Annotated in this window: 10 protein-coding genes; 5 read left to right on the top strand and 5 right to left on the bottom strand. The window is 64.2% G+C overall.

The window, feature by feature from the left end:
- Positions 1–30 precede the first annotated feature (30 nt).
- Positions 31–1,182, bottom strand: a complete 1,152-nt coding sequence (gene mltA / locus PMI38_RS18270) for a murein transglycosylase A (RefSeq protein ID WP_008096972.1) — start codon at positions 1,180–1,182, stop codon at positions 31–33.
- 119 nt (positions 1,183–1,301) lie between these two features.
- Here mltA and PMI38_RS18265 point away from each other — a divergent pair, with 119 nt between their 5' ends.
- Positions 1,302–1,748, top strand: a complete 447-nt coding sequence (locus PMI38_RS18265; RefSeq protein WP_008096970.1) for a c-type cytochrome — start codon at positions 1,302–1,304, stop codon at positions 1,746–1,748.
- A 162-nt stretch (positions 1,749–1,910) separates the two neighbouring features.
- Here PMI38_RS18265 and PMI38_RS18260 read toward each other — a convergent pair whose 3' ends face one another.
- From PMI38_RS18260 to PMI38_RS18245, 4 genes are all read right to left on the bottom strand, one after another.
- Positions 1,911–2,303: a DUF1090 domain-containing protein gene (locus PMI38_RS18260; RefSeq protein WP_008096969.1), complete on the bottom strand. Its 393-nt coding sequence runs from the start codon at positions 2,301–2,303 to the stop codon at positions 1,911–1,913.
- Between the two features lie 129 nt (positions 2,304–2,432).
- Complete coding sequence (gene ligB, locus PMI38_RS18255; protein WP_008096968.1) at positions 2,433–4,130, bottom strand: NAD-dependent DNA ligase LigB; 1,698 nt, start codon at positions 4,128–4,130, stop codon at positions 2,433–2,435.
- A gap of 145 nt (positions 4,131–4,275) precedes the next feature.
- Positions 4,276–5,466 (bottom strand): methionine adenosyltransferase, encoded by a 1,191-nt coding sequence (metK, locus tag PMI38_RS18250; protein ID WP_008096967.1) that lies wholly within the window; start codon positions 5,464–5,466, stop codon positions 4,276–4,278.
- Positions 5,467–5,485: 19 nt separating this feature from the next.
- Positions 5,486–6,466 (bottom strand): ArsR/SmtB family transcription factor, encoded by a 981-nt coding sequence (locus tag PMI38_RS18245; RefSeq protein ID WP_008096966.1) that lies wholly within the window; start codon positions 6,464–6,466, stop codon positions 5,486–5,488.
- A gap of 237 nt (positions 6,467–6,703) precedes the next feature.
- Here PMI38_RS18245 and tkt point away from each other — a divergent pair, with 237 nt between their 5' ends.
- The 4 genes from tkt to PMI38_RS18225 all read left to right on the top strand — a co-directional run bounded on the left by tkt (position 6,704) and on the right by PMI38_RS18225 (position 11,342).
- Positions 6,704–8,701, top strand: a complete 1,998-nt coding sequence (gene tkt, locus PMI38_RS18240) for a transketolase (protein ID WP_008096965.1) — start codon at positions 6,704–6,706, stop codon at positions 8,699–8,701.
- A gap of 152 nt (positions 8,702–8,853) precedes the next feature.
- Positions 8,854–9,915 carry an erythrose-4-phosphate dehydrogenase gene (gene epd, locus PMI38_RS18235; RefSeq protein ID WP_008096964.1) on the top strand — a complete coding sequence of 354 codons (1,062 nt, stop codon included), beginning with the start codon at positions 8,854–8,856 and terminating at the stop codon, positions 9,913–9,915.
- Positions 9,916–9,927: 12 nt separating this feature from the next.
- Entirely contained in the window at positions 9,928–11,091 is a 1,164-nt protein-coding gene (locus tag PMI38_RS18230; protein WP_008096963.1) for a phosphoglycerate kinase, read from the top strand.
- A 32-nt stretch (positions 11,092–11,123) separates the two neighbouring features.
- Positions 11,124–11,342 carry a hypothetical protein gene (locus PMI38_RS18225; RefSeq protein ID WP_008096961.1) on the top strand — a complete coding sequence of 73 codons (219 nt, stop codon included), beginning with the start codon at positions 11,124–11,126 and terminating at the stop codon, positions 11,340–11,342.
- The last annotated feature ends 108 nt before the right edge of the window (positions 11,343–11,450 follow it).

Genomic DNA, 11,450 nt, shown 5'->3' with positions numbered 1-11,450 from the left:
CGGTTTGCCGGCGATGAGGCCGGTACAGGTTCACGGAACCTTTGGCACCTCTGGCAATGGCTTGCCCTTGGGCCACAGCATCCAGATCTGCCCCTGCTGCTTCATGTTGCCCGCCAATTCCCCGGCCTGCGGGCCAGTCCCCCAGAACAGGTCTGCGCGCACCTCACCGGTGATCGCGCCGCCGGTATCCTGGGCCCCGACCGGGCGTACCACGGGCGTGCCATCCGGGCGCGTTGTGGACAACCACAGCAAGCTACCCAACGGAATCACCTTGCGATCGATGGCCACGCTGTAACCCGCGGTCAGCGGCACGTTCAGCGAGCCGCGTGGCCCTTCGTTGCTGTCCGGGCGCGTGCCGAAGAACACGTAGCTGGGGTTGCTGGCCAGCAGCTCCGGTACGCGCTGCGGGTTGGCCTGGGCCCAGGCATGGATGGCGCCCATGCTCACGTCTTCTTTCTTCAACTGACCCTGTTCGATCAGCCAGCGGCCAATCGGCCGGTAGGGGTGGCCGTTCTGGTCGGCGTAGCCCAGGCGCAGTTGGCGGCCATTGTCCAGCTGCACACGCCCCGAACCCTGTATCTGCAGGAACTGCAGGTCCATCGGGTCGGTCAGCCACGCCAGCACCGGCGCCTTGGCGCCGTCGCGGTAGATCACCTCGGCGGTGTCGTAGGGCTTGAGCATGCGGCCTTCGAGACGACCGCGCAGGCGCTTGCCCTTGAGTTCGGGATAGACGCTGGCCAGGTCGACCACGATCATGTCCTCTGGCACCCCGTACACCGGAACCTGCGCGGTTTCGGTGCGTTTCAGGCTGCCAGGGTAGACCGGCTCGTAATAGCCGGTGATCAGCCCATTGGCGTTGTTTTCGGCAGAGCGAAGGCCGTAGACCTGCAGTTGCTGCTGCAGAAAGGTGCGTACCTGGGCGGGATCCTGTTGAACGGATTGCGCGGCTTCACAGGTAGGAGCCCACGCGGGGTCGCGCTTGAGTTTTTCGCAGCCAACCCGCCAGGCAGCGAAACCTGCCAGCAGGTCACTGTCGCTGACACTGGGCAGGTCGTTCCAGGTGGCCGGTGCATAGGTGGCGATGGCATGTGGCTCGGGCTTGGCGGTTTCGCCGCCGTTACAGCCGGCCAGCAGGGCCAGGGCCGGGAGTGTCCAGGCCAGGTGGCGCAGGGCAGATTTCATCGGAGGGTTCCTGTCAGGGGCGAACATGAAGAATCACCCCTGTGTTTTATGTGGCTATTGGTCTTTGTCCGGAGGGCGGCGATACTGGCCGCCCATTTGCGAAGGCCCAAGTGACCGTGATGTTCAAGCGATTGACCGTAGTACTGCTCGCCGCCCTTGCCCTGACTGCCTGTGACCGGGTCGACCCGAACTCGCCACTGGGCAAGCGCAAGACGATCTTCAAGGACATGCTGAAGACCAGTGAGGACATGGGTGGCATGCTGCGCGGCCGCTTGCCGTTCGACGGCGCGAAGTTCGCCGACGGCGCATTGAAGCTCGATAGCCTGGCTCATGCACCTTGGCAGCATTTCCCCCAGATCCGGGATGACGGCGACAGCAGCGCACGGCCTGAAGTGTGGGAGCGGCAGGCGCGCTTTCATGACCTTGCACGGCAACTGGAAGGCGTCACCGGCGAACTGGTCGACGTGACGCGCAGCCAGCCACTGGACGTTGCACAGCTCAAGGGGCCGATGGACAAGGTCGAGGCCGCGTGCAAGGCCTGCCATACCGAATTCCGCAATCATTGATCGCCTGTGAGGGCCTCATCGCCGGCAAGCCGGCTCCCACAGGGAAGACACAGCCCTTGAGCGCTGTCCAGTACCTGTGGGGGCCCATAGGGAAAACACAGCCCTTGAGCGCTGTGCAGTACCTGTGGGAGCCGGCTTGCCGGCGATAGGGCCCTCACGTCTTCAACGGTCGAGTTCGTCGACCGCTTCCTGCAGTTCCTTGCGCGATTCGGCCAGTTTGTCCTTGCGCTTGTTGATCTTTTCCGCGTCGCCTTTCTTCTCGGCCTTTTTCAGGTCTTTCTCGCGCTGCGCCACTTCGTGACGGGCATCGAGGACCTTTTGCTCACGCTCTTTGCGCAGGCTCGCGTCGGTGCAGTTGTCGACGCCACGCAGCGCCTCTTCAAGGCCCGCGACCTGGTCGCTGTTACCGTGATCACGGGCGATCTTGAGCTGGTTCTCGATGGCGCTGCGTTTGGCGGCGCAGCCAGTCAGGCCGGCATCCGGTTGCGCCGCCTGGGCGACACCTGCGCTAAGACCGAGCGTTGCCAGCAGAACGAGAGTGGAAATACATTTCATAAGGGCCTCCTTGACGGGGGGGCAGCAAAAAGTGGGACAAATGCTGCCTTGGTTTTGTTGATTTAGAAACCCTTGTTGGACTTTTCTAGAACAAACCAAGACCTTTCGTACCTGTTTTTTTGTGAAAACTCATTGCTCTACGCTTAGTCGAGGCAATTGGAATCCGTCTATATCGTAGTCACTCAATCGTTCGGCGATGCGTTGAACATCGGTTGTGGAAAAGAACTTGGCCAACTGCCGCGCCCGCGTTTCACCTATTCCGGGCAGGGCTTGCCAATCAGCCGTCGAGCGCTTGGCCAGCGTCGGCCAATCGCCCTCCAGCGACAGTGCGCGCGGTGCGGGTGCGCCGAGCGCGCGAAGCCACTGCTCGAAGGGTCGAGAGCGGCCCACAGCGAAGCTGTACAGCAAGCGGTTGGCCGTGGCTTCGCTGACGCCGGGTACTGTGATCAATTGATCGGCATCGAGTGCCAGCCAATCGGTGATGGCAGCCACCCGCCCACTTTCCACCAACCGTCGCCAGGTGCCGGGGCCTGTACCGGGCATGGCCAGGCCGTGCTTGCTACCGAGCCAGGCAAGCCTGGCGATGAACTGCTCTTCGCAACCTGCGCTGGCCTGCCAGCAACTGTGGGCGTCGAAGCGGCCCGGCGCGGGCGGTGCGACGGGCTGGCGCTCGGTTGCGCGGTGCACGACCTGTTCAAAGCGTGGGATGGTCAGTCCGGCGAGGCTGATCGCCACCTGGTCCCCTGGGCGAACGTCGACGGCTTGCCAGCGGGCCAGCGAACCCAGGCTGACCTGAGAGATGCGTCGATCGTCCAGTTCGACCGGGTGAAGCTTCAGCAGCGGCGTGATCTTGCCGGTGCGTCCAACCCGGAAATGCACATCGCGGACCTCTGCCAGCGCCTGGGCAAACGGGTGCTTCCAGGCCGCGATCCAGTAAGGTGCATTGGCTTGCCAGCGCTCGGCAGGTGGGCGGCTGTCCTGGCGCAGGATCACACCGTCGGTAGCGAAGGGCAGGGGGGAGCGATACCAGTGCAGCCGCCAGTGGGCGGCCTGCTCGGGGGTGTCGACTGCTTTGCTGTAGTGCTGGCTGTCCGGGAAACCCAGCGCGCTCAGTTGTGCCAGGCGTTCGGCCTGATGGGTCGGGCCGTGCGGCCAGTCCCAGACGAAAAGACCGATGCTGGCACCGCGTTCACGGTCCAGTTGCTTGCGCGCCAGCAAGCCGGCCACCGTGCCACGGGCGTTGACGCTGCCTGCCTGGGACTGCACGTGAGCCTCCAGGTGCAGGTACAGCTCGCCCTGCAGCGTCAGGTCCAGTGGCCGGGAGAGTTGCCGAGGGATCGCCTCGAGGTAGGGAATGTGACGGCTCCAGTCGTGCCCCTGAAGGCCGTCGCCGCGGCTGAGCAGTTGCACCAGTTGGCCTTGCCGGTAGCTCAACGAGGCAGCAACGCCATCGACCTTCGGCTGGATCCACACGCCTGACCTGCCCGCCATCCAGCGCCGTACAGCTGTCTCGTCCGGCAGTTTGTCGACGCCGGTATGGGGAACCGGATGCGCTATGGGACCACGTGCGCCGGCCAGTGAGTTCAGTTCGCCCGCCAGTGCGAAACACCGCTGCAGCTGCAGCAGGCGCTGATGGCTCTGGTCGTACAGCTCGTCGGCCACCAGCGCCTTGCCGAGGCGGTGGTACTGGTCGTCCCAGCGGCCCAGGGTGTCGCGCAAGGCGGCCACTTCGGCGCTTGCCCGCGCAGCGGACCATGCCGGGCATTCGCGGGCATGGGAAGGAAAAGCGGGCAGTATCAGCAGCGTGAAGAACAGCATCCATGGCATGGCCAGCATCCTTGCGTGGCGGAGTGAAGCGCTTCAGCCTAGGCAGGTGCCCTTGAACCTGCACGACACAGTTGTCAGGTGATATGTCACAAAAAAGCCCCTGCCGATCGCTCGGCAGGGGCTTTCGTTTACCGCTGTAGGAAACTTACAGGCCGGCAGCGTCACGCAGCTGCTGGGCGCGGTCGGTGCGCTCCCAGGTGAAGGTGGTGAAGGTGTCGTCGCCGACAGTCTTCTGCTGCGGGGTGCGGCCGAAGTGACCGTAGGCAGCGGTTTCCTGATACATCGGGTGCAGCAGGTCGAGCATGGTGGTGATGGCGTACGGACGCAGGTCGAAGCACTCGCGCACCAGCTGGACGATCTTGTCATCGGAAACCTTGCCGGTACCGAAGGTGTTGATCGAGATCGAAGTCGGCAGGGCCACGCCAATGGCGTAGGACACCTGGATCTCGCAACGCTCGGCAAGGCCGGCGGCAACGATGTTCTTGGCGACGTAGCGGCCGGCGTAGGCGGCGGAACGGTCGACCTTGGACGGGTCCTTGCCGGAGAACGCGCCACCACCGTGACGGGCCATGCCGCCGTAGGAGTCGACGATGATCTTGCGGCCGGTCAGGCCGCAGTCGCCCACCGGGCCACCGATGATGAAGTTGCCGGTCGGGTTGATGTGGTACTGGGTGTCCTTGTGCAGCAGTTCGGCAGGCAGGGTGTGCTTGACGATCAGCTCCATCACGGCTTCCTGCAGGTCTTTTTGCGAGACTTCAGGGTTGTGCTGGGTCGACAGGACGATGGCGTCGATGCCGACCACCTTGCCGTTTTCATAGCGGCAGGTGACCTGCGACTTGGCGTCCGGGCGCAGCCATGGCAGCAAGCCGGACTTGCGCGCTTCGGCCTGGCGCTCGACCAGGCGGTGGGAGAAGCAGATCGGCGCCGGCATCAGCACGTCGGTTTCGTTGCTGGCGTAGCCGAACATCAGGCCCTGGTCGCCCGCGCCCTGGTCTTCCGGCTTGGAGCGGTCGACGCCCTGGGCGATGTCCACCGACTGCTTGCCGATGATGTTCATCACGGCGCAGGTGGCGCCGTCGAAGCCGACGTCGGAGCTGTTGTAGCCGATGTCGATGATGACTTTACGCACCAGTTCTTCCAGGTCTACCCAGGCCGAGGTGGTGACTTCACCGGCGATGATGGCGACACCGGTCTTGACCAGGGTTTCGCAGGCCACGCGGGCATACTTGTCCTGGGCGATGATGGCATCCAGGACCGCGTCCGAAATCTGGTCGGCGATCTTGTCCGGATGCCCTTCGGACACGGACTCGGAGGTGAAAAGGGAGTATTCGCTCATCTCGAAGGGTTCCTAAAATTTACCGATGGTGTGTGTCGCCAGCCGTCCGCTGGAAATGGCGGACCTGTATCTGGAAACCGTTACGCAAGCCCACGTAGAGGCTGTCCCCGGGGGCTAACCCGGCCGCATTGGCCCAACGGGCCAGGTCGTCCTGTTCGAAGCCAAGCCAGAGGTCGCCGCAGGCGTCCCGCGCCCATCCCTGGTCATGGCTGCACAGTTCGGTGACCAGCAGGCTGCCGCCCGCTTTCACCCGTTTGGCCAGCTGGCGCAGGGCCAGGGCCGGGTCGCTGAAATGGTGCAGGACCATGTTCAGCACAACGCAGTCGGCTTCCACATCCGTTGCACCCAGTGCATCGGCCAACTGCAGGTTCACATTGTCCAGGCCTTCGCGCTCGCAGACCTGGCGCGCCAGCTCGAGCATGGTCGGGCTGTTGTCCATGGCCGTGACGCGGGCGAAGCGCCGGGCCAGGTCGGGCAGGAAGCCACCGTCGCCGGGGCCTACCTCCAGCGCACTGGCGCTTGGCGCGAAATTCAGCTTGTCGAGCAGGGCCAGCAGGCTTTCGCGGTACTGCGGCAAGCCGGCAATCAGATCTTGCTGGGCGCGGAACTTCTCTTCCACGCGCAGGAAGAAGTCCTGGCTGGTGGCCGCGCGCCGTTGCTGGATCTGCGCGATGCGGGCCTGGACATCCTGCGCCAGCGCCAGTTCGTCGACCTCTTCGAGCAGCGCCGTGTGCAGGCGGCCGTGCGGCAGGGCGCGACGATAGAAAATGGCATTGCCTTCGCGGCGCGTGGCCACCAGCTCGGCCTGGGCCAGCACCTTGAGGTGGTGGCTCATGCCCGACTGGCCGATGTCGAAGATCTGCGCCAGTTCCAGCACGCCGAACGAGTCGCTGGCCAGTACCCGCAGAACGTTCAGGCGCAGCTCGTCGCCGCTGGCCTTGCACAGGGCTGCCAGGGTGTCGCTTTGCTGGGACGGGATCGATTGCACGCGCTGATTCATGGGGCGGCAGTCTAGACAGGCAGCGTTGCCCTCGCAAGGCCAATATCAAAAAGTTTTGATATTGGGTGATGGGCGGGTGGTTGGTGGCTTGGCACTCCCGGTTTTCACCCGATTTGGCGCCCAATCACAGGAAAAATCCCCAACTGCGACCATACGTCATTGCCCCCGGGCCCGCCTGTGGGCGAAAATGGCCGCCTTTTTTCGTAACACCACCTATTCAAGCCCAGGAGATAAGCGATGCCCAGCCGTCGTGAACGTGCCAACGCCATTCGTGCCCTCAGCATGGATGCCGTGCAAAAGGCTAACAGCGGCCACCCAGGTGCCCCTATGGGCATGGCGGATATCGCTGAAGTACTTTGGCGCGACTATCTGAAGCACAACCCGAGCAACCCGAGCTTCGCCGACCGTGACCGCTTCGTGCTGTCCAACGGCCACGGCTCGATGCTGATCTACTCGCTGCTGCACCTGACCGGCTACGACGTCACCATCGATGACATCAAAGGCTTCCGCCAGCTGCACAGCCGTACCCCGGGTCACCCGGAATACGGCTACACCCCGGGCGTCGAGACCACCACCGGCCCGCTGGGCCAAGGCCTGGCCAACGCCGTGGGCTTTGCCCTGGCTGAAAAAGTGCTGGGTGCCCAGTTCAACCGTGAAGGCCACAACATCGTCGACCACAACACCTACGTGTTCCTCGGCGATGGCTGCATGATGGAAGGTATCTCCCACGAAGTCGCCTCGCTGGCCGGCACCCTGGGTCTGAACAAGCTGGTTGCCTTCTACGACGACAACGGCATTTCCATCGACGGTGAAGTGCACGGCTGGTTCACCGACAACACCCCGGCACGCTTCGAAGCGTACAACTGGCAGGTGATCCGCAACGTCGACGGCCATGACGCCGAAGAAATCAAGATGGCCATCGAGACGGCGCGCAAGAGCGACCGTCCGACCCTGATCTGCTGCAAGACCATCATCGGCTTCGGTTCGCCGAACAAGCAGGGCAAGGAAGACTGCCACGGCGCACCGCTGGGCAACGACGAAATCGCCCTGGCCCGCAAGGAACTGAACTGGAACCACGGTCCGTTCGAAATCCCTGCCGACATCTATGCCGAGTGGGACGCCAAGACTGCCGGCGCCCAGGCCGAGGCCGACTGGAACCAGCGCTTCGACGCCTACGCCAAGGCCTACCCGGAGCTGGCAGCCGAGTTCAAGCGCCGTGACAGCGGTGAGCTGCCGGCCGACTTCAGCGAGAAGGCCCAGGCCTACATCAATGAAGTGGCTGCCAAGGGCGAGACCATCGCCAGCCGCAAGGCCAGCCAGAATGCCCTGAACGCCTTCGGCCCGCTGCTGCCTGAGTTCCTCGGCGGCTCGGCGGACCTGGCAGGTTCCAACCTGACCCTGTGGAAAGGTTGCAAGGGTGTCGAAGCCAATGACGCCAGCGGCAACTACGTGTTCTACGGCGTGCGCGAGTTCGGCATGACCGCGATCATGAACGGCGTCGCCCTGCACGGCGGCCTGGTGCCTTACGGCGCGACCTTCCTGATGTTCATGGAATACGCCCGTAACGCAGTGCGCATGTCGGCGCTGATGAAGCAGCGCGTGATCCACGTCTACACCCACGACTCCATCGGCCTGGGCGAAGACGGCCCGACCCACCAGCCGATCGAGCAGTTGACCAGCCTGCGCAGCACGCCGAACCTGGACACCTGGCGCCCAGCCGACGCGGTCGAATCGGCCGTGTCCTGGAAGCACGCCCTGGAGCGCAAGGATGGCCCGTCGGCGCTGATCTTCTCGCGCCAGAACCTGCAGCACCAAGCGCGCGACGCTCAGCAGATCGCCGACATCAGCCGCGGCGGCTACGTCCTCAAGGATTGCGCAGGCGAGCCTGAGCTGATCCTGATCTCCACCGGTTCGGAAGTGGGCCTGGCTGTTCAGGCACATGCCAAGCTGACCGAGCAGGGCCGCAATGTGCGCGTGGTTTCCATGCCGTGCACCAGCGTGTTCGACGCCCAGGACGCTGGCTACAAGCAGTCCGTGCTGCCGGTGGAAGTGGGCGCGCGTATTGCCATCGAAGCTGCCCACGCCGACTTCTGGTACAAGTACGTCGGCCTGGAAGGTCGTATCATCGGCATGACCACCTACGGTGAGTCGGCTCCGGCCGCTGCACTGTTCGAGGAGTTCGGCTTCACCCTGGAAAACATCCTGGGCACCGCCGAAGAGCTGCTGGAAGACTGATACAGGCAAAGCGAGGGCCGCCGGCCCTCGTTCGCGGCGCAAGGCCGCTCCCACAGGATCTGCGTACGCCGCAGTACCCTGTGGGAGCGGCCTTGTGCCGCGAATGGGTCGCCCCGCGGCCCCGTTCAACCGCCGGAGTTCACGAGCTACCTATGCCCCACCCGCGTCCCTACAAAGTTGCACTCAACGGTTACGGCCGCATCGGCCGCTGTGTCCTGCGCGCACTGTTCGAGCGTGGGGCAAAGGCTGGTTTCGAGATCGTTGCGCTGAACGACCTGGCCGACCAGGCCAGCGTGGAATACCTGACACGCTTCGACTCCACCCACGGGCGTTTCCCCGGCGAGGTCAGGGTCGACGGCGACTGTCTGCATATCAATGGCGACTGCGTGAAGGTCTTGCGCAGCGCCACCCCCGAGGGCGTCGACTGGGCAGCCCTGGATATCGACCTGGTGCTTGAATGCTCCGGCGCCTACCACACCCGTGCCGATGGCCAGCGTTTCCTCGATGCCGGCGCGCCGCGGGTGCTGTTTTCCCAGCCCATGGCCAGCGAGGCCGATGTGGATGCCACGGTGGTCTACGGCATCAACCAGGATTGCCTGACCGGCACCGAGCGACTGGTGTCCAACGCCTCCTGCACCACCAACTGCGGTGTGCCGCTGCTGCGGGTGCTGGACCAGGCCTTCGGCATCGAGTACGTGCAGATCACCAACATCCACTCGGCCATGAACGACCAGCCGGTGATCGACGCCTACCACCATGAAGACCTGCGCCGCACGCGCTCGGCCTTCCAGTCGGTGATCCCGGTGTCCACGGGGCTGGCGCGTGGTATCGAGCGCCTGCTTCCGGAACTTGCCGGGCGAATCCAGGCCAAAGCGGTACGCGTGCCGACCGTCAACGTCTCGTGCCTGGACATCACCCTGCAGACCGCCCGCGACACCAGCGCGGCCGAAGTCAACCGGGTGCTGCGCGAGGCGGCGCTGGAAGGCCCGCTGAAAGGCTTGCTGGCCTATACCGAGCTGCCCCACGCCAGCTGTGATTTCAATCATGACCCGCATTCGGCGATCGTCGATGCCAGCCAGACCCGCGTCTCAGGCCCCCGCCTGGTGAACCTGCTGGCCTGGTTCGACAACGAATGGGGGTTCGCCAACCGTATGCTCGACGTTGCCGAACACTATCTGCACGTCGTCCACCCAACCCGCAGCAAACAGCCCTGAAGGACTGCATTCATGACCGTGTTGAAGATGACCGACCTCGACCTGCAAGGTAAGCGCGTACTGATCCGCGAAGACCTCAACGTGCCTGTGAAGGACGGTGTGGTAGCCAGCGACGCGCGTATCCTGGCAGCGCTGCCGACCATCAAGCTCGCCCTGGAAAAGGGCGCGGCGGTAATGGTCTGCTCGCACCTGGGCCGCCCCACCGAAGGTGAATTCTCGGCCGAGAACAGCCTCAAGCCGGTAGCCGACTACCTGAGCAAGGCCCTGGGCCGCGACGTGCCACTGGTTGCCGACTACCTGGACGGTGTCGAGATCAAGGCCGGTGACGTGGTGCTGTTCGAGAACGTGCGCTTCAACAAAGGCGAGAAGAAGAACGCCGACGAGCTGGCGCAGAAGTACGCCGCCCTGTGCGATGTGTTCGTCATGGACGCTTTCGGCACCGCCCACCGCGCCGAAGGCTCCACCCATGGTGTTGCCAAGTTCGCCAAGGTCGCCACTGCCGGCCCGCTGCTGGCAGCCGAGCTGGATGCCCTGGGCAAGGCCCTGAAGGCCCCGGCCAAGCCGATGGCGGCCATCGTTGCCGGTTCCAAGGTGTCCACCAAACTGGACGTGCTGAACAGCCTCAGCACCGTCTGCGACCAGCTGATCGTCGGTGGCGGCATCGCCAACACCTTCCTCGCTGCTGCCGGTCACCCGGTGGGCAAGTCGCTGTACGAGCCTGACCTGGTCGACACCGCCAAGGCCATCGCCGCCAAGGTCAGCGTACCGCTGCCGGTCGACGTGGTGGTCGCCAAGGAATTCGCCGAAAGCGCCGAAGCTACCGTCAAGGCCATCGCTGACGTTGCCGCTGACGACATGATCCTGGACATCGGCCCACAAACCGCCGCCAACTTCGCCGAGCTGCTGAAGTCGTCGAAGACCATCCTGTGGAACGGCCCGGTCGGTGTCTTCGAGTTCGACCAGTTCGGCAACGGCACCCAGGTGCTGGCCAAGGCCATCGCCGACAGCGCCGCGTTCTCCATCGCCGGTGGTGGCGACACCCTGGCAGCCATCGATAAATATGGCGTCAGCAAGGATATCTCCTACATTTCTACCGGTGGCGGTGCATTCCTCGAGTTCGTCGAAGGCAAGGTACTGCCGGCCGTGGCGATCCTGGAAGAGCGGGCAAAAGCCTGACAATGGCGGCGCCTGGCAAAGGGAGCGACCTGATGGTCAAGCGATTGCCTGTGATGATCGTGGCAGGTCTGCTGGGCGCCTGCTCCAGCAGCCCGTCCCCGGACGGCGATTCGGCGCAAGCGCCCAAGGGCGGTTGCTACCAGTCCGAGTGGCAAGCCGAGACCGTGCCGGTGATCAGCAAGCGCGTGGGCCCGGAAGGCCTGGAAAAGTATGACGAAGACCACCAGCGCATGGCGCCGGGCTGCCCTTGATCGGGTGGCAGGCAACCTGAAGGCTGTTTTGTGGTCTTGAACAGGGGGCCGCTGTGCAGCCCATCGCCGGCAAGCCGGCTCCCACAGCCTGTGTGGGAGCCGGCTTGC

Origin of the sequence: Pseudomonas sp. GM84, from assembly GCF_000282535.1 — a bacterium.
Classification (GTDB): domain Bacteria; phylum Pseudomonadota; class Gammaproteobacteria; order Pseudomonadales; family Pseudomonadaceae; genus Aquipseudomonas.
Note: the sequence above shows the minus strand (reverse complement) of the source record. Positions and strands in the feature narration are given on the sequence as shown.

Coding starts and splice junctions, on each gene's coding strand:
- mltA (WP_008096972.1), bottom strand. CDS start 1,182: ATGAAATCTGCCCTGCGCCACCTGGCCTGGACACTCCCGGCCCTGGCC.
- PMI38_RS18265 (WP_008096970.1), top strand. CDS start 1,302: ATGTTCAAGCGATTGACCGTAGTACTGCTCGCCGCCCTTGCCCTGACT.
- PMI38_RS18260 (WP_008096969.1), bottom strand. CDS start 2,303: ATGAAATGTATTTCCACTCTCGTTCTGCTGGCAACGCTCGGTCTTAGC.
- ligB (WP_008096968.1), bottom strand. CDS start 4,130: ATGCCATGGATGCTGTTCTTCACGCTGCTGATACTGCCCGCTTTTCCT.
- metK (WP_008096967.1), bottom strand. CDS start 5,466: ATGAGCGAATACTCCCTTTTCACCTCCGAGTCCGTGTCCGAAGGGCAT.
- PMI38_RS18245 (WP_008096966.1), bottom strand. CDS start 6,466: ATGAATCAGCGCGTGCAATCGATCCCGTCCCAGCAAAGCGACACCCTG.
- tkt (WP_008096965.1), top strand. CDS start 6,704: ATGCCCAGCCGTCGTGAACGTGCCAACGCCATTCGTGCCCTCAGCATG.
- epd (WP_008096964.1), top strand. CDS start 8,854: ATGCCCCACCCGCGTCCCTACAAAGTTGCACTCAACGGTTACGGCCGC.
- PMI38_RS18230 (WP_008096963.1), top strand. CDS start 9,928: ATGACCGTGTTGAAGATGACCGACCTCGACCTGCAAGGTAAGCGCGTA.
- PMI38_RS18225 (WP_008096961.1), top strand. CDS start 11,124: ATGGTCAAGCGATTGCCTGTGATGATCGTGGCAGGTCTGCTGGGCGCC.